Source organism: Streptomyces sp. CBMA152, assembly GCF_014596475.1.
Taxonomy (GTDB): domain Bacteria; phylum Actinomycetota; class Actinomycetes; order Streptomycetales; family Streptomycetaceae; genus Streptomyces.
Genome location: NZ_MECJ01000030.1, coordinates 1 through 21,769, shown reverse-complemented (window position 1 = coordinate 21,769; position 21,769 = coordinate 1). Strand labels below are relative to the sequence as shown.

The window sequence follows — 21,769 nt, the reverse complement described above, 5'->3', positions numbered from 1 at the left end:
TTCTTGCCGAAAACTTCACGCCAAGGGCTCCCCACGCTGCATACCGACCGGTAAGTTCGCCGCCACTCCCCAGCGCTCCCGGCTCCCCCGTCCCCCTCTGCAAGGAGCAGCCGATGTCGCATCACCGGTCGTCCCCCGACATCCGCCAACTGCGCACCGCCTACCGTCTGTTGCGGCGCGTCTCCACCTTCACCGCCCTCGGGTACTTCGTTCTCTTCCTCGTCCTCTCCGCGTACGCGCCCGGCCTGCTGGGCCACCACGTCAGTGGGGGGCTCACCGCCGGGCTGTTGCTCGGGCTCTGCCAGTTGCCGGTGATGATCGCCGCGATCGCCGTGTACGAGTGGACCGCGCAGCGGACCGTCGACCCGCTCGCCGCCGCCATCCGGCACCAGGCCGAGCGGGCCGTGCCGAACGCCCGGCGGTACACGGACGGAGCCGCCCGATGACCGGATCCAACTCCCAGGCCATGTCGCTGATCGCGTTCATCACCGTGATCAGCGTGACGCTGCTGCTCTGTGTGATGACCGCGCCCGACCGCGACGACCTCACCGAGTTCTACACCGGCGCCCGCTCGCTCTCCCCACTCCGTAACGGCCTCGCCATCGCCGGGGACTACATCTCGGCGGCCACCGTGCTCAGTACGGTCGGGGTCATCGCGCTCACCGGGTACGACGGGATCGTCCTCACCCTGAGCACCGCGCTCTCGCTGGTGCTGATGATGTTCCTGCTGGCCGAACCGCTGCGCAACGCGGGGCAGTTCACCATGGGCGACGTACTCACCCGGCGCACCCCCGGCCCCGCCGTGCGGATCACCGCGTGCCTGGTCACGCTCGCCGCGCTGCTCCCGCTGATGGTGGTGCAGCTGGCGGGCGCGGGCGACCTCATCGCGTTCGTGCTCGGCTTCGACGCGGCCGCGTTCAAGACCGGCATCATCGTGATGCTCGGGCTGCTGATGATCGGCTACGCGGCGATCGGCGGCATGAAGGGGACGGCGTTCATCCAGGCCGTCAAGACCGTGGTGCTGGCCGCCGCCTCGCTCGCCGTCGCCGGTCTGATCCTGCACCGGTACGGCTGGAGCCCCGGGCGGCTGCTCGGCCAGGCCACGCGGGGCAGCGGCGCGGGGCCCGCGTACCTCTCCTCCGGGCTCCAGTTCGGCGGCGACAAACTGGACATGATCAGCTCCGAGCTGACGGTGGTGCTCGGCGGGGGCTGTCTGCCGCACATCACCATGCGCATGTACAGCGCCCCCAGCGCCCGCGCGATACGGCGCTCGCTGTCCTGGGCGGTGTCGGCGGTCGCCGTGATCTGCCTGGCGCTGATCGTCATCGGCGTCGGCGCGGCGGCCGTGGTGGGGCGCCACGCGATCACGGCGGCGGACCCGCAGGGCAAGACGTCCATGCTGCTCACCAGCCAGGCACTGATCGGTACGCACGCCTCGACGGCGGGGGCCGTGCTGTTCACCGTCGTGGCCACGGCGATCTTCCTGACCCTGCTCGCCTCGATCTCCGGGATGACCCTGGCGTGCGCCAACACGCTCGCCCACGACCTGGTCGCGCACGGGCTGCGCGGCCGGGCGGGGGTGCGGGGGACGACCGAGACGAACACGGCGCGGCTGGCCGCGCTCGCCGTCGGCGTCCCGGCGCTTCTGCTCGCGGCCGCGACCCAGCACCACAACCTCCAGCCGCTGGTCACCGTCTCGTTCTGCCTCGGCGCGTCCGCGCTCGCCCCGGCGCTGGTGCTCACGCTGTTCTGGCGGCGCTACACGCGGGCGGGGCTGCTGTGGACGCTGATCGGCGGGACGGTGTTCACGCTGGTGGTGATGTCGGGCACGAAGCTGGTGTCGGGCTCGCCCCAGTCCGTCTTCCCCACCCATGACTTCAACTGGTTCCCGTTCACCACGACCGGCATCGTCTCGATCCCGTTCGGGTTCGTGGCGGGGTGGCTGGGGACGGTGCTGAGCCGACGCGATGTGTATGCGCAGCGGCAGCGGTACGAGGCGGTGGAGGGGTGGATCTTGGCGGGAGCCCGCCGATGATCCACCCTGGGCTGTAAGGCGGTTCGTCTGCGGACCGTGCGGGCTGCTGCCGCTGGAAGGGGTTCGCCTGCGGACCGTGCTGGGTTGCTCGCGCAGTTCCCCGCGCCCCTTAATTGGCCCTCCGGGCCTCTTAAGTTGCCCGGGGCGTCAGGCCCGCCAGGCTGCTTCGCACATGTGCCATGTGCTCGACCGTTTCCTCTCGGGTTTCCGCGTGTTCGCGGAGGATGCGGTCCGTCTCTCGGGCGATGCGTTCGGCTCGTACCTGGGCCGCCGCGATCAGCTCCGCGCCCTGCGCCTCCGCGTCCTCCTGGCCGTGGCGGGCGTACTCCTCGGACTGTGACAGGGCCCGCTCGGCCTCGGCCAGCTCCGCCTCGGCGAGGGCGGTGAGTTCGGCATGGCGGGCGTCCAACTCGGCCTCCCGCGCGGCCACTTCACGGTCTAGGGCCTCGACGCGCTCCGCGTGCTCCCTCGCCTGGTCGGCCAGTGTGCTGGCGGTCCGGTCGCGGACCTCGCGCAGCGCGTCCGTCGCCTCGGCGCGGCGCTCGGTCGCCTCCGTACGGGCCTCGTTGGTGTGGTCGTCGGCGGTGGTGCGGGCGGCCAGCAGCGTCTGCTGGGCGCGGGCCTCGGCCTCGGCGAGGACCGCCTCCGCGTACGTACGGGCCTCGTCGCGCACCGAGCGCCCCGCCACGTCCGCCGTGTCGCGCAGGGACGCCGCCTCCTCGTCGGCGGCCGCGCGTACGGCGTCGGCCTCCTCCACCGCGAGCGCGTACAGCGTGCGGGCGCGGCGGCCCAACGCCTCGTACGACTGCGGGGCGAGGGCGGCGACCCGGTCGCGCAGGGCGGTCGCCTCGGACTCCATCCGCTTGGCGAGGACGGTGAGCCGGGCGGCTCGCTCCCACGCGGCGTCGCGTTCGGCGCCGACGGCGGCGAGGCGGCGCTCGACCTGGTCGGGTCGGTAGCCGCGGCCGCCGCGCGCGACGGCGAAGCCCTGCGGTGACTGCGGTGACTCAGGCGCTGCACTCATCCTTGCCGTCCCTCTCCGAGCTCTGCGGCCTCTCCGGCGCACATCCTGCTGGATCGAAGCGAAGCGGTCATAACGCGACACTCCGCCCATACGTAACGGTCAAGCATGCGCCAATCAGCAGCAGAACCGGAAACGGCGACGAGGCGCCCACCGCTCTGCGCGGTGAACGCCTCGTCGTACCAACCTCTTTACGTACTACGTACGGATCAGAGCAGGCCGTCCCAGAACTGCTCCAGGAGCACCGACCACCAGCTCTCCGGCGACGCGAGCGCCGCCGGGTCGAGGGCGGCCAGCTGGGCCTGGAAGTCGACCGTCCAGCGGCCCGCCTGCTCGGGGTTGAGCCCGTACCGCAGGCGCCACATGGTGCCGAGCAGCGCCATGCACCGTACGAACTCGGGCAGTCCGGAGTTGACGAACTGCGGCGGCACCGACTGGCCGCCCGGGCCCGCCTCCACCGGCACCGCGACGATGTTCGCCGTGCCGTACTGGACACAGATCGCGCGGCCGAAGTCGGAACCCATCACGAGGTACGAGCCGGCGTCCGGCGCGGCCTGCACCTGCCGCTGCGCGGCGAGTTCGGCGAGCGTCGGGACCGGCTGGCCGGGCACGGCCTGCGCCCAGAAGAACGGCCCGAAGTCCACCGGCAGGCCCGCCCACATCAGCGTCATGGCGACGACCTCGGGCACGCCCTGGCGGGACACCGCCCGCTGGTCGAAGCGGAAGACGCCCTGTGGGCCGAAGGCGGCGCCCAGTTCGTGCGCGACGCCCTCCGGCGGGAGCGGCGGCGCGGGCTGCACCTGCGGCAGCGGCGCGCGCACCGGCTGCGGCCGGGCCGGACCGTCGGCCACCTGCGCCAGCTCGCCCTGGTGGGTGAGCAGATGCTGGACGCCCTGACGGCGCGAGGCGTGGTCGGTGCCGTACGGAGCGACGGAGGTGATCCGCACCTGCGGCCAGGTCTCCCGGATCATCCGGGCGCAGTAGCCGCCGGGCAGTTCGCACGACGCGAGCTCGGTGTGCAGCTCCAGAACGTGGTCCGGCGGCACGTTCATCCCGCGCAGCTCGTGGAAGATCTGCCACTCGGGGTGCGGGATGCCGGGCGCGGAGCGCCGGATGAGCTGCTGCTCGGACCCGTCGGCCGCGCGGTAGCGCAGCACGGCCTGGTAGCCGGGCCCGACCGTCGGCAGCCCGGTGGGCTGCTGCTGCGGATAGCCGTACGCGGGCGGCGGTACGGGACCGGGCGCCTGCGGCGCGCCGGGGCCCATCTGGGCGGGGCCGGCCAGCATGGTCGCGGCCTGGTGCACCGCGCCGGGGGCGGGCGTTCCGGGCGCGGCCTGCGCACCGGGCATGCCGGGAGCGCCCGGCGGCGCGGGCGGCTGGGGCGCGCCGGGCACACCGGGAGGCCCGGGCGGCTGGGGCGCGCCGGGACGACCGGCACCGGGGGCGCCGGGCGGGCCGGGCGGCTGCGGAGCCCTCGGTCCGGCCGGGCCCAGCTGGCTCGGGTCGGCGAGCATCGTCGCGGCGTGGTGGACCCCGCCCCCGGGCGGAGGCGGTGTCGGCGGCCCGGGCGGCTGCGGTCCGTCGGGCCCGAGCTGCGAGACCAGCTGCGTCGGTACGTACGGAGGCGCCGCGGCCGGAGCCCCGGGCACACCGGGGGCACTGGGAGGCGGCGGAGTACCGCCCCGGGCCGCACGCGGCGGCGGCGCCTTACTGGTGGCGGCCTCGGCGATGTCGGCGGCGGAGACGGGGGCGGGGGTCGCGGGATTCGCGGGCACGACGGGATTGACCGGCGCACCCGGAACAGCCGCACCCGGGATGCCCGCGGGCGGCTGGCCGACCGGCGCACCCGGGCGGGGCGCGTGCGGGTCGAGCGCCGGGGCCACCGCCGTCGGCGGAAGCTGGCTGCCGCCCTGGAGCAGCGCCGTCTTCGCCTCGGGCAACGCCCTGGGCGGCGGGGTGTCGTCCGCGTCCGAGCCCGACAACGGCGGCGCGAACACAGTCGCGGGCAGCGGTACGGACCCGTCGTCCGACCCGGCGTTGGTGTCCGTACCGGCCCACGGGGTCGCCCCGGCAGGCGCCTCGGCAACCGGCGCGGGCCACGCGGGAGCCGGCGCGGGCAACGGCGGCGACACGGGAGCGGGCGCGGCGGGTGCGGGTGCGGGCGCCGACTGCGGCGCCGCCACAGGAGCACCCGGGGCCTCGGCCCGGGCAGGCACGACCGGCGCACCGGCACCGGCAGGCTCCGCGCCCCCGCCACCGCCACCGCGTCGATCCGGAATCCCGATCCGATCCGCCGCCTCCTGAAGCCACTCCGGCGGCGTCAGCAGGAACGACGTCTGGTTCAGGTCGATGCGTTCGGGCGGCGGCGCGGGCACCGCGTCCTCGGCGTCGGACGGCACCCCGTACTCCTCCTCGTAACGGCGGATCACCTCACCCACCGGCAGACCCGGCCACAGCGTGGCCTCCCCGCTGTCGCGGGCGATGACGAGCCGCTGGCGGCCGCCGTCCGAGGACGGGCCGTCGGCGCGGTCCTCGGCCCACACCACGAACCCCAGCTCGAACTCCCGCACCTGCACCTCGCGGTGCTGATACGCGGGCACATCGCCGTTGATCCACTCTTCCGCGCGCTCCTGCGCCTGGGCGAAGGTCACCATCACACTCACTCCCCCACCGGCACGGCGCGCGCGAAGCCGCCGTCCACCATCAGGTTCGCCACGGTCTCCAGCTCCGGCGGGTTGCCCGCGAGCCGTGCCAGGAATTCGTCGAAGTCGGCCCCGCAGGGCAGCAGCAGGCGCTCCACGCGCTCCTGCACGGTCCAGCCGTCCCGGTCGCGCGCGTCGTCGTACGCGCAGAACCAGACCGAGCCGACCGCCTGGCCCCGCACCTTCACCGCGAGGATGCCGCCCTGGACGAAGGCGACGCCCAGGTAGTCCTTGGTGAGATGGTCGCGCAGGCACTTGTTGATGTAGACGAGGTCGTTGACCGCCGCCTCGTCCCGCACCGTGAAGAACGGCTGGTCCACCAGGAGCCCCAGCTCCGCGTCGAGCGCCGCGCCGACCGGGGCGCAGCCGCCCGCCGCCTTCAGGAAGGACCGGTAGGCGCCCGGCAGCCGGTAGCCCAAGTCCTCCTCCACGCCGAGCAGTTGGGACTCGGAGACCGAGACCAGGTGCTTGGGCACGCCGAAGTGCGCCGGGCGCGTCTCCTGGAGCGGGCGCGTGCCGCGCTTGTCCTGGTCGACGTCGGCCGTCGCCAGACCGCCGTGGTGGCGCAGCAGGGCCTTCACCTCGACCGGGACCAGTTCGAGCCGGCGGGTGCCGGGCACGTGGTGCCAGGTCCAGCCGTGCGGGGTGGCGACCGCCGGGATGGTGTCCCAGAGCTCATGGCCGTCGGCGGCGAGCGCCGCGTTGGCCGACACGTAGTCGGTCAGCCGCAGCTCGTCCACGCCGAAGCCCTCCGGCGGCTCGGCGATCTCGGCGACCGCGCGCGCGTACGCGGAGAAGTCCGGGTGACCGTTCCCGTCCACCCGCACCCCTCTGAGGTGCCGGGCGGCGCGGACCGGGTCCGGGAAGTTCACGACCTGCCCGGCATAGGCCGCGTTGGGTGGCGCGGCGTGCCCGAGCCGACCTGTCGTCATGGCGGATGCCCCCTGCGTGCGTCCTGCTGCGTCTGGCTGGTGAGGACCAGACTATGCGGTGGGGCAATACCGGGTCCGTGCCCCGCACCCCCACCCCCGCCCCACTGTGACCAGCTGTCACAAGCAGGTCACCGAGCGACGACCGTGACGACACGGACCTTCTCGTAGCAGTGCCCCAGCTTCCGTACCACTGGGCACATTTGGCAGTCTGTTCCCTCAACGGGGCGTTAACGGGGGCGTTGACAACCGGCGGCCGAACCCGTCGGCAACGGGGAGGGACAACCAGCACCATGCACGGAACGACCGACATATCGGGTACGACCACGGGCGGCCCGCGGACCGGCGACCCACGCCTTCAGTGGAGCGCCACCACCGCGTCCGCGCCCGTGCTCAGGCACCGCCGCGACGGCATCCTCCCCGCCGTCGCCGCCGCGCTCAGCGTCCGGGGCGAGACGCTGACCTGCACCGCGGGCAAGGGCGACGCACCGCCCGCCCTCCACCCGCTCGTACAGGACTTCCACGACACCCTCACCAGCGGCCAGCGCGAACGGTTCACCGGCCGCTGCCCGGAGGCGATCCTGCTCTCGCGCCAGCTCGCCGCCCTTGAGTCCGGCCGCTCCAAGCGCGCCGCCCGCAAGCCGCTCACGCACGGCGAGGCCCGCCGCGCGCTCAAGCACGCCAAGCTGACGGCCCGCCGCATCCGCGAGGACGGCGACCCGCTGCACGGCAGCTACGCGCCGCCCTGCCGCTCCTGTACCGCGCTCCTCGCCCACTTCGGGGTGCGTGCCGTCGACCCCGCCGAGAAGGGCTGAACCGACCGCGATGCCGGACGTCTCCACCACCCGCTTCCCCGTCCCCGTCGACGCCGCGCTGCGCGCCGCCGGGTGGCACCCCGGCCGCTGGGACATCAGGCAGGCCGAGGCCTGGGCCGACGTCCTGCGCTCGCACGCCTCGCCCGCCGGGCACCGGCACACGGTGTTCCCGGCCGCCGTCGAGGCGTGGGCGGAGTTCGGCGGGCTGCGGCTGACCTCGCCGGGGCCCGGCCGCCACAACGCCCCCGCGACCGTCCGCTTCGACCCCGTCGCGGGCCTCCACCTCGCCCGTACCTTCGCGGACCTGGGCCGCGCCCTGGGGACCGAACTGGCTCCGCTCGGCGAGGAGGGCGACCAGCAGGCCGTCCTCGCCATCGACGCCGAGGGCCGCGTCTACAGCATCGACCACACCGGCGACTGGTACCTCGGCGCGGACCTCGACCTGGCCCTGAACACCCTGGTCACGGGCGTCCAGCCGGTCCGTCTGACGTCGGCGGGCTGAGTACGTACGGGACGGACGCGGTTCAGTCGGGGCAGCCCGCGCGGTCCGGGAGGACCGCCGAGACCCGCCAGCCGCCCGCGTCCGTCACGCCGGACACGAACACGCCGCCCAGGCCCATCACGCGCTCGCGCATCCCGACCAGGCCGTTGCCACCGCTGGGCAGCCCGGCGTCGGCCGTGGCGCCGTCGGCCGGGCCGTTCTCGATCTGCATGGCGACCTCGTCCTCGCGGTGGGCCAGGCGCACCATCACCTTGGCGCCCGCCGCGTGCTTGTGGACGTTGGTCAGTGCTTCCTGGATCACCCGGTACGCGGTCTGCTCCACCAGCGCGTCATACGCGCGCCCCTCGCCGTGGACCGCCAGCTCGACCACCATCCCGGCCTGGCGGGACTGGCCGACCAGCGCCTCGATGTCCGCCAGGCACGGTCCCTCCTCGGCGGCGGCAGCGGCAGCCGCGGCCGCGGCCCCCACGGCGGCCAGCGGGACGGGCGCGTCGGACCGCCGCACCGGCTCGCCGGTGCGCAGCACGCCCAGCATCTCGCGCAGTTCGGTGAGCGCCTGGCGGCCCATGTCGCCGACCAGGACCGCGTTCTTGACCGCCTTCTCCGGGTCCTTGCGGGCCACCGCCTGGAGCGCGGCCGCGTGCACCACCATCAGCGAGACCCGGTGGGCCACCACGTCGTGCATCTCGCGGGCGATCCGGGTGCGCTCCTCCGTACGGGCCCACTCGGCGCGCTCCTCGGCGCGGTCGGCGAGCAGCGAGAGCTCCCGCTCCAGTGAGTCGGCGCGCTCGCGCAGCGACTCCATCAGCCGTCTGCGGGCACCTATGTAGAGCCCGAGGAGCAGCGGCGGGCCGGTCAGGCCGAGCGACATCACGCCGGAGAAGAGCGGCACCAGCCAGCGCCCGCCGCTGAAGGCGCCGTCGTCGACGCTCTGGTTCATCCGGACGAAGGTGACGATGAACGTCCCCGCCAGGCACATTCCGGCCAGCGTCGCGGTGATCCGGCGCGGCACCTCGGAGGCGGCGAGCGTGTAGAGCCCGACGATGCCGAGCAGGAAGCCCATGTTGGCCGGGGTCACCGCGATCGACACCAGGACGACCGCGACCGGCCACCGCCGCCGCGCGGCCAGCGTGGCCCCGGCGACCAGGCCGAACAGCACCCCTACCGGAACGGGAACCCCCGCATCCCCGGCGAACTTCACACCCTCCAGTGCGCACTCGAACGCGGACGCCAGCCCGAGCCCTATGTCCAGGACGGCACTGCGCCGCCGTTCCCACCACCACCAGCCGCGGGAGGTCGTCCCCGCGGTGACGTGGTCTGCCCCCGTTGCGGTCATACCTCCCAGCCTACGGGCGCCCGCCAGCGATTTTCCGGCGACTTCGGCCGCCTTCACGGCGATCGGACGGTGATCAAGGTGATCGACACCGTCGCACGGAAGGCACTCGGTACGGCATAGTGTGGGGTGCCGATCCGGTGACCTGACGCAATGTCCGGCTGAACCGGTTTCCATCCCCCGTGGTGTAATTGGCAGCACTGAGGCTTTTGGTGCCTTATGTCCGGGTTCGAGTCCTGGCGGGGGAGCCAGCGCAGTTCGGGTCCTGACCTAAGAGGTCGGGACCCGGTTGTTTTTCCGGCCCACGGCCCCCCACCCGGATTTCCGCCTACGAACCCCCCGGTATCCTGCGGATGTCCACCACCCAAAGCCGAAGGGCATTACCGTGAGCGCCAATCGCCCGGCAGCCGTCGTCGTCCTCGCAGCGGGTGAGGGCACCCGCATGAAGTCGGCCACCCCCAAGGTCCTGCACGAGATCTGCGGGCGCTCGCTCGTCGGCCACGTCGTCGCGGCCGCCCGTGAGCTCGACCCCGAGCACCTGGTCGTGGTCGTCGGCCACGCCCGCGAGCAGGTCGGCGCCCACCTCGGCGCGATCGACGCCTCGGTGCGCACCGCCGTCCAGTACGAGCAGAACGGCACCGGCCACGCGGTCCGGATGGCGCTCGAAGAGCTCGGCCAGACCATCGAGGGCACCGTCGTCGTGGTCTGCGGCGACACCCCGCTGCTCACCGGCGACACCCTGGCCGCCCTGACGCGTACGCACGAGGCGGACGGCAACGCCGTCACCGTGCTGACCGCCGAGGTCCCGGACTCGACCGGCTACGGCCGGATCGTGCGCGACGCCGCGTCGGGCGCGGTCACCGCGATCGTCGAGCACAAGGACGCCACCGACGCCCAGCGCGCGATCAAGGAGATCAACTCCGGCGTCTTCGCCTTCGACGGCGCGCTGCTCGCGGACGCGCTCGGCAAGGTGCGCACCGACAACAGCCAGGGCGAGGAGTACCTCACCGACGTCCTCGGCATCCTGCGCGAGGCCGGGCACCGTGTGGGCGCCTCGGTCGGCGGGGACCACCGCGAGATCCTGGGCATCAACAACCGCGTCCAGCTCGCCGAGGCCCGCCGCCTGCTCAACGACCGCCTGCTTGAGCGCGCGATGCTCGCGGGCGTGACCGTCGTCGACCCGGCGACCACGTTCGTCGACGTCACCGTCACCTTCGAGCAGGACTCGCTCGTCCACCCGGGCACCCAGCTGCTCGGCACGACGCACCTGGCCCGCGGCGCCGAGGTCGGCCCCAACTCCCGCCTGGCGAACGTCCAGGTGAGCGCCGACGCGCGCGTGGACAACACCGTCGCGTACGACTCCGAGGTCGGCGAGGGCGCCAGCGTGGGCCCGTACGCCTATCTGCGCCCGGGCACCCGCCTCGGTGTGAAGGCGAAGATCGGCACGTACGTCGAGACCAAGAACGCGACGATCGGCGAGGGCACCAAGGTGCCGCACCTGTCGTACGTGGGCGACGCGACCATCGGCGAGTTCACGAACATCGGCGCCGCGAGCGTCTTCGTGAACTACGACGGCGAGGCCAAGCACCACACCACCATCGGCTCGCACTGCAAGACGGGTTCGGACAACATGTTTGTTGCTCCTGTCACAGTCGGGGACGGCGCGTACACCGCCGCCGGGTCCGTCATCACCAAGGACGTACCGGCCGGTTCGCTGGCCGTCGCCCGGGGCCAGCAGCGGAATATCGAGGGCTGGGTGGCCCGCAAGCGTCCGGGCAGCGCGGCCGCGCAGGCGGCTTCGGCCGCGTCCGAAGACGCCGTTGGCGAAAACTGACCGGAAACACCTACGCCTGGCACGGCGTACCGTGATAGACGCACACGATTCGGCTGGCTCGTCGCCAAGGGACCGCGCGGGCTCAGCAGCAGATGACACCTCTGAGGAGACAGTGCTGTGACCGGGATCAAGACGACCGGCGAGAAGAAGCTGATGCTCTTCTCCGGCCGCGCCCACCCCGAGCTGGCCGAGGAGGTCGCGCACCAGCTGGGTGTCGGCCTCGTGCCGACGAAGGCCTTCGACTTCGCCAACGGTGAGATCTACGTCCGCTTCCAGGAGTCGGCGCGCGGCGCCGACTGCTTCCTGATCCAGAGCCACACGGCTCCGATCAACAAGTGGATCATGGAGCAGCTGATCATGATCGACGCGCTGAAGCGCGCGTCGGCCCGCTCCATCACGGTGATCGTGCCGTCCTACGGGTACGCCCGCCAGGACAAGAAGCACAAGGGCCGCGAGCCGATCTCGGCCCGTCTGATCGCCGACCTCCTGAAGACCGCCGGCGCCGACCGCATCCTCACGGTCGACCTGCACACCGACCAGATCCAGGGCTTCTTCGACGGCCCGGTCGACCACCTCACCGCCCTGCCGGTCCTCGCGGACTACGTGGGCGCCAAGGTCGACCGCTCCAAGCTGACGATCGTCTCCCCGGACGCCGGCCGCGTGCGCGTCGCCGACCGCTGGTGCGACCGCCTGGACGCGCCGCTGGCGATCGTCCACAAGCGCCGCGACAAGGACGTCGCCAACACGGTGACCGTCCACGAGGTCGTCGGTGACGTCAAGGGCCGCGTCTGCGTGCTCGTCGACGACATGATCGACACCGGTGGCACCATCTGCGCCGCCGCCGACGCGCTGTTCGCGCACGGCGCCGAGGACGTCATCGTGACGGCCACGCACGGCATCCTGTCGGGCCCGGCCGCCGACCGCCTGAAGAACTCCAAGGTGAGCGAGTTCGTGTTCACGAACACCCTCCCGGACCCGTCCGACCTGGAGCTCGACAAGATCACGGTCCTGTCGATCGCCCCGTCGATCGCCCGCGCGATCCGCGAGGTCTTCGAGGACGGCTCGGTCACGAGCCTCTTCGAGGAGCAGTAGGCACCGGGATCCTCCGGGGTCCAGAAGATCCTTTTGGGTGCGGCCTCCCGGCCGGGTAGACTCATCGAGTTGCTCGGCGAGGGAGGCCGTACCTGTATCGGTACGGCGGTCCGTTATCGACGCGCTCTTCGTAGCAGGCCAGTCGTGGCCGGGTAACCAGCCACAGCTATCCATCTGGTTATACGAGGAGTGCACATGTCCGAGGTCAAGCTCGCCGCTGAGGTCCGTAACAGCTTCGGCAAGGGCGCCGCCCGCAGCATCCGCCGTGAGAACAAGGTTCCGGCCGTCGTCTACGGTCACGGCACCGAGCCGGTCCACATCACGCTGCCGGGCCACGAGCTGCAGCTCGCCCTGCGTACCGCCAACGTCCTGCTTTCCCTGGACATCGACGGCAAGAACGAGCTGGCGATCCCGAAGGCCGTCCAGCGCGACGCCATCAAGGGCTACCTGGTCCACGTCGACCTGCTGCTCGTCCGCCGCGGCGAGAAGGTCACGGTCGAGGTCGCCGTCGAGACCGAGGGCGACCTCGCCCCGGGCAGCTTCCTCGTCGAGAACGTGCTGAACACGCTCTCCGTCGAGGCCGAGGCCACCCACATCCCGACCTCCGTCTCCGTCTCCATCGAGGGCCTGGAGGCCGGCGCCTCCATCCACGCCAAGGACATCGCGCTGCCCAAGGGCACCACGCTGGTCACCGACCCCGAGGCCGTCGTCATCCAGATCCTGGCCGCCCAGGCCGAGGAGCCGGCTGCCGAGGCCGAGGGCGACGCGTCCGCCGAGGCCTGAGCCGTACGCTCTGCCTGACGGGGTGGCGGGCCACTGCGGCCCGCCACCCCGTTTTTCTTGTCGTCACGCGAGGAGAGACGCAGCACAGATGACCACGGAAGCGAACGCCCCCTGGCTGGTCGTGGGGCTCGGCAACCCCGGCCCCGAGTACGTGGGCAACCGGCACAACGTCGGCTTCATGGTGGCCGACCTCCTCGCCTCCCGCATCGGCGGCAAGTTCAAGGCGCACAAGGCCCGCGCGCAGGTCGTCGAGGGCCGCATCGGCCCGGCCGGCCCGCTCAACCGCCGGGTGATCCTGGCCAAGCCGCTCTCGTACATGAACCTGTCGGGCGGCCCCGTCACCGCGCTGCGCGACTTCTACAAGGTGCCGGTCGAGAACATCGTCGCCGTCCACGACGAACTCGACATCGACTACGGCGTGCTCCGCCTGAAGCTCGGCGGCGGCGACAACGGCCACAACGGCCTCAAGTCGATGACCAAGTCGTTCGGCCCCGACTACCACCGCGTCCGCTTCGGCATCGGCCGCCCGCCCGGCCGCATGCAGGTCGCCGACTTCGTCCTCAAGGACTTCTCGTCGACCGAACGCAAGGAACTCGACTACTTCGTGGACCGCGCGGCCGACGCCGTGGAGGCCCTGGTCATCGAGGGCCTTGAGCGGGCGCAGTCGACGTACAACTCCTAGCGCGCGTACGTACGGGAAAGCCCCGGCGGCCGATCGGCCACCGGGGCTTCGCCATGTCCGCGCGGCGGTCAGCCGGTGTTACGGAGCCCCGCCGCCACGCCGTTCACCGTCAGCAGCAGCGCCCGGGCGAGCAGCGGGTCCGGGGTCTCGCCGCGTTCCGCCTCTGCGCGCTGGCGGGCCAGGAGCGCGACCTGGAGGTAGGAGATCGGGTCCAGATAGGCGTCGCGGATCGCGAACGTCTGCTGGAGGACCGGGTGGGAGCCGAGGAGTTGGTCGCCGCCGGTGATGCGCAGGACCTCGCTCACCGTGAGCGCGTGCTCCTCCTCGATGTCCGCGAAGACGTGCTTGAGGTCGTCGGGGACGAGCGTGTCGACGTAGTGGCGGGCGATCCGCAGGTCCGTCTTGGCCAGGGTCATCTCGACGTTGGAGATGAAGTTCTGGAAGAAGTGCCAGCGCTCGTGCATCTCGTCGAGCACGGTGTCCAGGCCCGCCTCGCGCAGCGCCTTCAGGCCCGAGCCCACGCCGTACCAGCCGGGCACGATCTGCCGCGACTGCGTCCAGCCGAACACCCACGGGATCGCGCGCAGGCCGTCCAGGCCCGCGCCGGAGTCCGGGCGGCGCGACGGGCGCGAGCCCAGGTGCAGCTCGGCGAGCTGGTCGACCGGCGTGGAGGCGAAGAAGTACGCCGGCAGGTCCGGGTCCTCGACCAGCTTGCGGTAGGCCGCGTGCGCCGCTTCGGACACCGTGTCCATCGCCGCGTCCCAGCGCGCCAGCGCCTCGTCGGACTGGCGCGGGGCGGTGTGCAGCGCGGACGCCTGGAGCGTGGCCGCGACGGTGAGCTCCAGGTTCTCCCTGGCCAGCGACGGGATGAGGTACTTGTCGGAGATGACCTCGCCCTGCTCGGTCACCTTGATCTCGCCCTCAAGCGTGCCCCACGGCTGCGCCAGGATCGCGTCGTGCGAGGGGCCGCCGCCACGGCCGACGGTGCCGCCGCGGCCGTGGAAGAGCCGCAGCCGTACGCCGTAGCGGTGCGCCACGTCGCGGAGCCGCCGCTGGGCACGGTGGATCTCCCACTGCGAGGTGGTGATGCCGCCGAACTTGGAGGAGTCGGAGTAGCCGAGCATGACCTCCTGGACGTCGCCGCGCAGCGACACCAGACGGCGGTACGACGGGTCCGCCAGCATCTCGTCCAGGATCACGTCGGCCGCGCGCAGCTCGTCCGTGGTCTCCAGGAGCGGCACGATGCCGATCTTCGCCCAGCCCGCGTGCAGATCGACGAGCCCGGCCTCACGGGCGAGCACGGCGGCCGCGAACACGTCGTCCGCGCCCTGGCACATCGAGATGATGTACGACTCGATCACCTCGGGCCCGAACCGCTCGAACGCCTCCGTGATCGTGCCGAAGACGCCCAGCGTCTTCTGCCCGGCCTCGTCCAGCGGCGCGGGCGTGGGCGCCAGCGGGCGCCGCGAGCGGAGCTCCTTGGCGAGCAGCTTCTGGCGGTACTCGCGCGGCATGTCCGCGTAGCGCCAGGACTCCTCGCCGAGCCGGTCGAAGAGCTGCCCGAGCGCGTGGTGGTGCGCGTCGGCGTGCTCGCGTACGTCCATGGTGGCGAGCTGGAGGCCGAACGCCGCGAGCGTGCGGATCGTGCGGTCCATACGGCCGTCGGCGAACAGACCGCCGCGGTGCTCGCGCAGCGACGTCTGGATCAGGGTGAGGTCCGCGAGCAGCTCGGAGGTGCCCAGGTAGTCGCGGCCCGGCTGGTGCGGGGTGCCCTTGGCGAGGCGCTCCTTGGTGTTCACCAGCTTCTGGCGTACGCAGGTGGCCTTGAGCCGGTAGGGCTCCTCGGCGTTGAGCCGCTTGTAGCGGGGGCTGATCTCGGGCAGCGCCTCAAGGTCGGCCTGGAGGGAGGAGAGCAGTTCCTCGGTGGCGCCCGCGTACCGGATCGAGTTGGAGAGCAGTCCGCGCAGGAAGTCGATCAGTTCGAGCGCGTCGTTGATGCCGTGCTCGTGCTGGAGGATCAGCACGTCCCAGGTGACCTGCGGGGTCACATTGGGGTTGCCGTCGCGGTCGCCGCCGATCCAGGTGCCGAAGGTGAGCGGCCGGGTCCCGGCGGGCAGCTCGACACCGACCCGCTCCAGCTCGGCCGCCAGGTCCTCCAGGACGTCGCCGACCGCGTTGGCGTGCAGCTCGTCCAGGTAGTAGATGGCGTTGCGCGCCTCGTCGGCGGGCTCGGGGCGGACCACCCGCAGCTCGTCGGTCTGCCAGATGAGGTCGATGTTCTCGGCGAGCCGCAGGTCCACGCGGCGCCGGTCGGCCTCGGTGACCGGCGTGTCCAGGAGGGCCGCGATACGGCGCAGCTTGTTGAGCACGGAGCGGCGGGCCGCCTCCGTGGGGTGCGCGGTGAAGACCGGGCGCACGTTCAGGTTCTTGACCGTCGCGCGCAGGTGCTCGGGGTCGGCGTCCTTGAGCATGTCGGCGGTACGGGCGAGGAGCCCGCCCTCGGCGGCCCGGTGGGCGCGCAGCTCACGGCCGCGGTGCACCTGCTCGGTGACGTTGGCGAGGTGGAAGTAGGTGGAGAAGGCGCGGACGAGCTTGGCGGCGGTCTCCACCTCGGTGCCGCCGAGCAGCTCGGCGGCGGCCTCCCCGTCCGTACGGGTGAGCGCACGGACGCGCTCGACGAGCTCCAGGAGCTCGGGGCCTTCCTGGCGCACCAGGGCCTCTCCGAGGAGGTCACCCAGTCGGCGGATGTCGGCGCGAAGCTCGGGGCTGGCGGCGGGGGTCTGGTCGGCACTGCTCACAGGTGCGGCTCCTTGCAGTGTTTGAGCACGTCTGGAGGGGTACTGGAGGCTTGCGGACCGCGCTGTCCGACGACACCCAGGATAGGTGTCCCTCCGCGCGGCGCAGTCCACTGCCCTCTTGTACGGGGCCGGGTCACTGCCATACTTACGTCGCCGTAGGTTACGCATCCGTAGCCAGGCGTCTCGTCTTCTTCACTTAACCCCCCGGGGGGACGCCCCATGACCACCAGCCCCGACCTGATCGACCCGGCCACCGAGCCGCCGGACTCCCCCGCGACCCGCGGGGGCGAGAGCAAACGGTCCGTCGAGCAGATCGCCCTCCTGTTCTTCATCGTCGTGCCGTTCGTGGCGTTGCTCGCGGCCGTGCCGCTGGCCTGGGGCTGGGGCGTGAGCTGGCTGGACCTGGGCCTGATGGTGTTCATGTACTACCTGGGCTGCCACGGCATCACCATCGGCTTCCACCGCTACTTCACCCATGGCTCGTTCAAGGCGAAGCGCCCGCTGCGCATCGCGCTGGCCGTCGCCGGGTCGATGGCCGTCGAGGGCCCGCTGGTGCGCTGGGTGGCCGACCACCGCAAGCACCACAAGTTCTCCGACGCCGAGGGCGACCCTCACTCTCCGTGGCGGTTCGGCGAGACGCTGCCCGCGCTGATGAAGGGCCTGTGGTGGGCCCACATCGCGTGGATGTTCGACGAGGAGCAGACCTCGCAGGAGAAGTACGCGCCCGACCTGATCAAGGACCCGGCGATCCGCCGGATCTCGCGCGACTTCGTCTACTACACGATCCTCTCCCTCGCCATTCCGCCGATCGTGGGCGGTCTGGTGACGATGTCGTGGTGGGGCGCGTTCACCGCGTTCTTCTGGGGCTCGATGGTCCGCGTCGCGCTGCTGCACCACGTCACCTGGTCGATCAACTCCATCTGCCACGCGGTCGGCAAGCGCCCCTTCAAATCCCGTGACCGCTCCGGGAACGTGTGGTGGCTGGCGGTCCTCTCGTGCGGCGAGTCCTGGCACAACCTGCACCACGCCGACCCGACCTCGGCCCGCCACGGCGTGATGCGCGGCCAGATCGACTCCAGCGCCCGCATCATCCGCTGGTGCGAGCAGCTGGGCTGGGCGTACGACGTGCGCTGGCCCACCGAGGCCCGCCTGGAGTCCAAGCGCAGCGAGCCCGGCGCCCCCTCGCGGCGCACGGAGAAGGCCCACGAGGAGAGCTCTCGTAAGGAGAAGGCCGCAGAGGCGGCATGATGGAGGACGTGGCGACCGACTCCAGCACCACCCGCGCGACCAGCACCAACGGTCCGACGGGCCCCGACAGACCCCGGCGGGCCCGCCGCACCCGGATGACGGGCGCGGAGCGCCGGGAGCAGCTGCTGGACATCGGTCGCACGCTCTTCGCCGAGAAGGGCTTCGAGGGCACCTCGGTCGAGGAGATCGCCGCGAAGGCCGGCGTCTCCAAGCCCGTGGTGTACGAGCACTTCGGCGGCAAGGAGGGCCTGTACGCGGTGGTGGTCGACCGCGAGATGCGCTCGCTCCTGGACGGGGTGACGGGCGCCCTGACCGCCGGTCATCCGCGCGAGCTCCTGGAACAGGCCGCGTTCGCCCTGCTCGACTACATCGAGAAGTACACCGACGGCTTCCGGATCCTGGTGCGCGACTCCCCCGTGGCGCAGTCCACCGGCACCTTCGCGTCGCTGATCTCCGACATCGCCACCCAGGTCGAGGACATCCTCGGCCTGGAGTTCAAGGCGCGCGGCTTCGACCCGAAGCTCGCCCCGCTGTACGCGCAGGCCCTGGTCGGCATGGTCGCGCTCACCGGTCAGTGGTGGCTGGACGTGCGCAAGCCCAAGAAGGCGGAGGTCGCCGCCCATCTGGTGAACCTGGCGTGGCACGGCCTGGACGGCCTGGAGCAGAAGCCGCGCCTGATAGGGCACCGCAAGAACTGAGGCGGCGGGAGCCGGGAGCCCGGGAGTTTCCTGGGCGGCCACCGGGGGTTTCCTCCATGGCCCATTTTCCCCTTCAACCACAGCCGCAACAGCTGTAAGCTTCACGCACATTCCCGGGGGGGAATTCGCCATTTCCACGCGAGCGGCAACGTGTGCGCAGAACTGCGCCGCGGATGCCCCGCGAGGAATGTTCCGCGTGCGCCGCTCTTCGTCCGCGCCGCGATGAATTCGACCCGGTTCCACGCACATTCCCTGGGGGGAATTTTGTCTTCTGTGCGCATTCCGCGCGCCGGCCGCCTCGCGGCCTGCACCGCCCTCGCGCTCTCGGCCGGCATGCTGCTCTCCGGCACCGCCACCGCCGACGCGAAGCCGGCGGCGCCGCACGCCACCACCGAGAGCGCCAGGCCCGCCGCCGCCAAGCCGTCGGCCGCGCTGCCCAAGCACCGCGTACGGGCGTCGGCCCTCGCGGCCGCCCACCCGGCCAAGCCGCGTCTGGACCTCAACAAGGACGGCGTGACGGACCTGCTCTACCGGGGCCTGGACAGCAAGACGTACCTGGAGACCTGGAAGGAGAAGGAGAACGCCGAATTCGCCAACTCCTTCGGCACCTACAAGGACCTCATCACGCCGGGCGACCTGGACGGGAACGGCAGCCCCGAGCTGCTGACCCTGGGCGCCGACGGCACCCTGTCGCTCTACGCCGACGTCTCGAACAACGGCGCCTCGTACCCGACCTGGTCCGGCGGCGGCTGGAACGCCTACAACAAGGTCGTCGGGGCCGCCGACCTCACCGGTGACGGCAAGGGCGACGTGCTGGCCCGTACGCCCGGCGGCGACCTGTACCTCTACCCGGGCACGGGCACCGCCCACGGCGACCCGTTCGGGAGCCGGATCAAGGTCGGCGGCGGCTGGGAGGCCTACGACCAGATCGTCGGCGCCAACGACATGAACGGCGACGGCTTCGGCGACGTCGTGGCCCGTACGCCCGGCGGCGACCTGTACTTCTACGCGGGCACCGGCGACGCCTCCGCCCCGTTCAAGCCGCGCGTGCGCATCGGCGGCGGCTGGGACGCGTACAACCAGCTGATGTCCATCGACGACGGCAACGGCGACGGCTACGCGGACCTCGTCGCCCGCAGCAACAGCGGCACGCTGTACTTCTACGCCTCCGACGGCAAGGGCAACTTCGCCAGCCCCCAGGAGATGGGCACGAACTGGCAGGAGACGCAGGCCTTCAGCGGTTCGGGCGCCAACCCCACCCCGGGCAAGAACGGCATCATCGGCCGGGACAACCGGGGCACGCTGTACCACTACTACACCGTGTACAACGGGCAGCTCTCGCCGCGCGTCCAGTCCAGCCCCACCGGCGACTTCGCGGACGCCGACCACATCGCCTTCGCGGCCTCGCTCAGCGGCTCGATCTACGGCGACGTGCTCCAGTGGGACTCCGGCCACCTCTACATCGGCTCGGCCCAGAACGACGCGGGCGGCGGCTGGGGCCAGTACAACACCCTCGTCGGCGCGGGCGACCTGAACAACGACGGCAAGAACGACCTGCTGGCCCGCGACGGCTCCGGCACGCTGTACCTGTACCGGGGCTACGGCAACGGCTACCAGTTCGCCCAGCGCATCAGGATCGGCGGCGGCTGGAACGCGTACGACAAGATCGTCGGGGCCGGTGACATCAACGGCGACGGGCTCGCGGACATCGTCGCGCGCACCCGCGACGGCCGCCTCTACCTGTACCCGGGCACCGGCAACTCGTCGGCGCCGTTCGCCTCGCGCGTCTACATCGGCGGCGGCTGGGACCAGTTCAAGAACATCGCCGCCCCCGGTGACATCAACGGCGACGGACGCGCCGACCTGGTGGCCACCAACTCCCGTGGCGAGGCGTTCCGTTACGTCTCCAACGGCTACGGCGGCTTCAAGTCCCGCGTGAAGCTCGGCGACGGCTGGAACACCTACCGCGACCTGTACTAAGAGACAGGCGTGAGTGCCCCGCTGCCGGGTTTCCGGCGGCGGGGCACTCGTATGCGCCCTCTAGAACGGCTCCAGGAATTCCAGCCGGTTGCCGACCGGGTCCTCGGAGTAGAACCGCTTGTGCCCGGGCAGGTTGGCGTCCCAGACCACTTTGGCGCCGCGCTCCTCCAGGCGGCGCGCGTACGCCTCGATGTCCGTGACCCGCAGCCCCGGGTGGGCCTTGCGAGCGGGGTGGAAGCCCTCCTCCACCCCCAGGTGGAGCTGGACCGGACCGTACGCGAACCAGCAGCCACCACGGGCCGCGAGCACCGGCGGCTTGGGGATCTCGGTCATGCCGAGGACCCCTTCGTAGTACGTACGGAGCAGGTCCTCGCTGCCTATGGGGGCGGCGAGTTGGACGTGGTCGACAGCGGCGAGCATTCAGGAATCCTTCCTTCGCGCGACGGCGAAGATGCGGCGGAACGGGAAGACGGTGCCGTGCGGGCCGGGTGGATAGGCCGCGCGCAGCAGGTCGCGGTACTCGCCGAGGAAGGCGGCCACCGCCTCCTGGTCGTCGGCGAGTTCGGTGAGGACCGGGCGCAGGGCCGTGCCCTTCACCCAGTCGAGAACGGGGTCCTCGCCGGGCAGCAGCTGGGAGTACGTGGTCTCCCAGACGTCGACCTCACAGCCCAGGTCGTTGAGCCGCAGCAGATAGTCGGCCGGTTCGAGGATGTGGACATAGCGGCGTCCGTGGTCGCCGAGGCGCGTGCGCCAGCGCGGGGACTCGCAGAGCTCGCCGAGCAGGGCGTGGCTGGGCGCGGTGAAGTTGCCGGGCACCTGGAAGGCGAGGGTGCCGCCGGGCGCGAGGCCGTCGATCCAGGGCGCGAAGGACTCGGGGTGGTTGGGGACCCATTGCAGGGCGGCGTTGGAGACGATCAGGTCGTACGGCTCCTCGGGCGTCCAGTGCGCGAGGTCGGCCGGGCGGAAGTCCAGCCAGCCGCCGCCCGCCGTGGTGCCCGCGTGGTCCTTGTCGGCCTGGGCGAGCATCTCGGGCGAGAGGTCGAAGCCGGTGATCCGGGCATCGGGCCAGCGGTCGGCGAGCAGCACGGTGACATTGCCGGGGCCGCAGCCGAGGTCCGCGATACGAGGCGGACGCCGGCCCCCGGCGCCGAACGGGCCGCGGCGGCCGGGCACCCACCCGGCGGGCCGACCCGCCCCGGCGAGGCGCAGCCGAGGTCCGCGATACGAGGCGGACGCCGGCCCCCGGCGCCGAACGGGCCGCGGCGGCCGGGCACCCACCCGGCGGGCCGACCCGCCCCGGCGAGGCCGGTGCGGCCC

General features: G+C 72.0%; 18 protein-coding genes and 1 tRNA gene. 12 read left to right on the top strand and 7 right to left on the bottom strand.

Going from position 1 to position 21,769, the window contains the following annotated elements:
* The first annotated feature begins 113 nt into the window (after positions 1-113).
* Both BG418_RS30755 and BG418_RS30750 read left to right on the top strand, forming a co-directional pair.
* Positions 114-446: a DUF485 domain-containing protein gene (locus BG418_RS30755; protein ID WP_188277326.1), complete on the top strand. Its 333-nt coding sequence runs from the start codon at positions 114-116 to the stop codon at positions 444-446.
* On the top strand, positions 443-2,035 hold the full coding sequence (locus BG418_RS30750) for a cation acetate symporter (RefSeq protein WP_188277325.1): 1,593 nt from the start codon (positions 443-445) through the stop codon (positions 2,033-2,035). The genes BG418_RS30755 and BG418_RS30750 overlap by 4 nt, the downstream gene beginning before the upstream one ends.
* Positions 2,036-2,165: 130 nt before the next feature.
* Here the strand turns inward: BG418_RS30750 and BG418_RS30745 are convergent, their stop codons facing one another.
* The 3 genes from BG418_RS30745 to BG418_RS30735 all read right to left on the bottom strand — a co-directional run bounded on the left by BG418_RS30745 (position 2,166) and on the right by BG418_RS30735 (position 6,690).
* Positions 2,166-3,059 carry a cellulose-binding protein gene (locus BG418_RS30745; RefSeq protein WP_188277324.1) on the bottom strand — a complete coding sequence of 298 codons (894 nt, stop codon included), beginning with the start codon at positions 3,057-3,059 and terminating at the stop codon, positions 2,166-2,168.
* Between the two features lie 206 nt (positions 3,060-3,265).
* Positions 3,266-5,710 carry an SUKH-4 family immunity protein gene (locus BG418_RS30740; protein ID WP_188277323.1) on the bottom strand — a complete coding sequence of 815 codons (2,445 nt, stop codon included), beginning with the start codon at positions 5,708-5,710 and terminating at the stop codon, positions 3,266-3,268.
* Between the two features lie 5 nt (positions 5,711-5,715).
* Positions 5,716-6,690 (bottom strand): SMI1/KNR4 family protein, encoded by a 975-nt coding sequence (locus tag BG418_RS30735; RefSeq protein WP_188277322.1) that lies wholly within the window; start codon positions 6,688-6,690, stop codon positions 5,716-5,718.
* 290 nt (positions 6,691-6,980) lie between these two features.
* On the opposite strand from BG418_RS30735, the gene BG418_RS30730 reads away from it, so the two are divergent.
* Positions 6,981-7,502 carry a YwqJ-related putative deaminase gene (locus BG418_RS30730; protein ID WP_188277321.1) on the top strand — a complete coding sequence of 174 codons (522 nt, stop codon included), beginning with the start codon at positions 6,981-6,983 and terminating at the stop codon, positions 7,500-7,502.
* A gap of 10 nt (positions 7,503-7,512) precedes the next feature.
* Positions 7,513-8,004, top strand: a complete 492-nt coding sequence (locus tag BG418_RS30725; protein ID WP_188277320.1) for an SUKH-3 domain-containing protein — start codon at positions 7,513-7,515, stop codon at positions 8,002-8,004.
* 22 nt (positions 8,005-8,026) lie between these two features.
* On the opposite strand, the gene BG418_RS30720 is transcribed toward BG418_RS30725, so the two are convergent.
* Positions 8,027-9,340, bottom strand: coding sequence for a sensor histidine kinase (locus BG418_RS30720; RefSeq protein ID WP_188277319.1), 1,314 nt, complete (start codon positions 9,338-9,340; stop codon positions 8,027-8,029).
* A 173-nt stretch (positions 9,341-9,513) separates the two neighbouring features.
* Between BG418_RS30720 and BG418_RS30715 the strand changes: the two genes are divergently transcribed.
* The 5 genes from BG418_RS30715 to pth all read left to right on the top strand — a co-directional run bounded on the left by BG418_RS30715 (position 9,514) and on the right by pth (position 13,728).
* Positions 9,514-9,588 (top strand) — tRNA-Gln (locus BG418_RS30715).
* A gap of 134 nt (positions 9,589-9,722) precedes the next feature.
* The gene (gene glmU, locus BG418_RS30710) at positions 9,723-11,171 is read left to right on the top strand and encodes a bifunctional UDP-N-acetylglucosamine diphosphorylase/glucosamine-1-phosphate N-acetyltransferase GlmU (protein WP_188277318.1); all 1,449 of its coding nucleotides are present in this window, start codon (positions 9,723-9,725) and stop codon (positions 11,169-11,171) included.
* A 117-nt stretch (positions 11,172-11,288) separates the two neighbouring features.
* Positions 11,289-12,263 carry a ribose-phosphate diphosphokinase gene (locus BG418_RS30705; RefSeq protein WP_188277317.1) on the top strand — a complete coding sequence of 325 codons (975 nt, stop codon included), beginning with the start codon at positions 11,289-11,291 and terminating at the stop codon, positions 12,261-12,263.
* Positions 12,264-12,458: 195 nt separating this feature from the next.
* Positions 12,459-13,046, top strand: coding sequence for a 50S ribosomal protein L25/general stress protein Ctc (locus tag BG418_RS30700; RefSeq protein WP_188277316.1), 588 nt, complete (start codon positions 12,459-12,461; stop codon positions 13,044-13,046).
* An 88-nt stretch (positions 13,047-13,134) separates the two neighbouring features.
* Entirely contained in the window at positions 13,135-13,728 is a 594-nt protein-coding gene (gene pth / locus BG418_RS30695; RefSeq protein ID WP_188277315.1) for an aminoacyl-tRNA hydrolase, read from the top strand.
* Positions 13,729-13,796: 68 nt separating this feature from the next.
* On the opposite strand, the gene ppc is transcribed toward pth, so the two are convergent.
* On the bottom strand, positions 13,797-16,526 hold the full coding sequence (ppc, locus tag BG418_RS30690) for a phosphoenolpyruvate carboxylase (protein WP_188277314.1): 2,730 nt from the start codon (positions 16,524-16,526) through the stop codon (positions 13,797-13,799).
* A gap of 219 nt (positions 16,527-16,745) precedes the next feature.
* Between ppc and BG418_RS30685 the strand changes: the two genes are divergently transcribed.
* From BG418_RS30685 to BG418_RS30675, 3 genes are all read left to right on the top strand, one after another.
* A complete protein-coding gene (locus BG418_RS30685) occupies positions 16,746-17,774 on the top strand; it encodes a fatty acid desaturase (RefSeq protein WP_188277313.1) in 1,029 nt (342 codons plus the stop codon).
* Positions 17,771-18,472, top strand: a complete 702-nt coding sequence (locus tag BG418_RS30680) for a TetR/AcrR family transcriptional regulator (protein WP_188277312.1) — start codon at positions 17,771-17,773, stop codon at positions 18,470-18,472. The genes BG418_RS30685 and BG418_RS30680 overlap by 4 nt, the downstream gene beginning before the upstream one ends.
* Positions 18,473-18,745: 273 nt before the next feature.
* Positions 18,746-20,452, top strand: coding sequence for a VCBS repeat-containing protein (locus BG418_RS30675; protein ID WP_317453813.1), 1,707 nt, complete (start codon positions 18,746-18,748; stop codon positions 20,450-20,452).
* A 60-nt stretch (positions 20,453-20,512) separates the two neighbouring features.
* Here BG418_RS30675 and BG418_RS30670 read toward each other — a convergent pair whose 3' ends face one another.
* On the bottom strand, positions 20,513-20,872 hold the full coding sequence (locus tag BG418_RS30670) for a VOC family protein (protein ID WP_188277311.1): 360 nt from the start codon (positions 20,870-20,872) through the stop codon (positions 20,513-20,515).
* Positions 20,873-21,661: a methyltransferase domain-containing protein gene (locus BG418_RS30665; protein WP_188277408.1), complete on the bottom strand. Its 789-nt coding sequence runs from the start codon at positions 21,659-21,661 to the stop codon at positions 20,873-20,875.
* Positions 21,662-21,769: the final 108 nt, after the last annotated feature.

Excerpts from the sequence above, each read along its gene's own strand:
- BG418_RS30755 (WP_188277326.1), top strand. The coding sequence starts at position 114 with ATGTCGCATCACCGGTCGTCCCCCGACATCCGCCAACTGCGCACCGCC.
- BG418_RS30750 (WP_188277325.1), top strand. The coding sequence starts at position 443 with ATGACCGGATCCAACTCCCAGGCCATGTCGCTGATCGCGTTCATCACC.
- BG418_RS30745 (WP_188277324.1), bottom strand. The coding sequence starts at position 3,059 with ATGAGTGCAGCGCCTGAGTCACCGCAGTCACCGCAGGGCTTCGCCGTC.
- BG418_RS30740 (WP_188277323.1), bottom strand. The coding sequence starts at position 5,710 with ATGGTGACCTTCGCCCAGGCGCAGGAGCGCGCGGAAGAGTGGATCAAC.
- BG418_RS30735 (WP_188277322.1), bottom strand. The coding sequence starts at position 6,690 with ATGACGACAGGTCGGCTCGGGCACGCCGCGCCACCCAACGCGGCCTAT.
- BG418_RS30730 (WP_188277321.1), top strand. The coding sequence starts at position 6,981 with ATGCACGGAACGACCGACATATCGGGTACGACCACGGGCGGCCCGCGG.
- BG418_RS30725 (WP_188277320.1), top strand. The coding sequence starts at position 7,513 with ATGCCGGACGTCTCCACCACCCGCTTCCCCGTCCCCGTCGACGCCGCG.
- BG418_RS30720 (WP_188277319.1), bottom strand. The coding sequence starts at position 9,340 with ATGACCGCAACGGGGGCAGACCACGTCACCGCGGGGACGACCTCCCGC.
- BG418_RS30700 (WP_188277316.1), top strand. The coding sequence starts at position 12,459 with ATGTCCGAGGTCAAGCTCGCCGCTGAGGTCCGTAACAGCTTCGGCAAG.
- pth (WP_188277315.1), top strand. The coding sequence starts at position 13,135 with ATGACCACGGAAGCGAACGCCCCCTGGCTGGTCGTGGGGCTCGGCAAC.
- BG418_RS30685 (WP_188277313.1), top strand. The coding sequence starts at position 16,746 with ATGACCACCAGCCCCGACCTGATCGACCCGGCCACCGAGCCGCCGGAC.
- BG418_RS30680 (WP_188277312.1), top strand. The coding sequence starts at position 17,771 with ATGATGGAGGACGTGGCGACCGACTCCAGCACCACCCGCGCGACCAGC.
- BG418_RS30670 (WP_188277311.1), bottom strand. The coding sequence starts at position 20,872 with ATGCTCGCCGCTGTCGACCACGTCCAACTCGCCGCCCCCATAGGCAGC.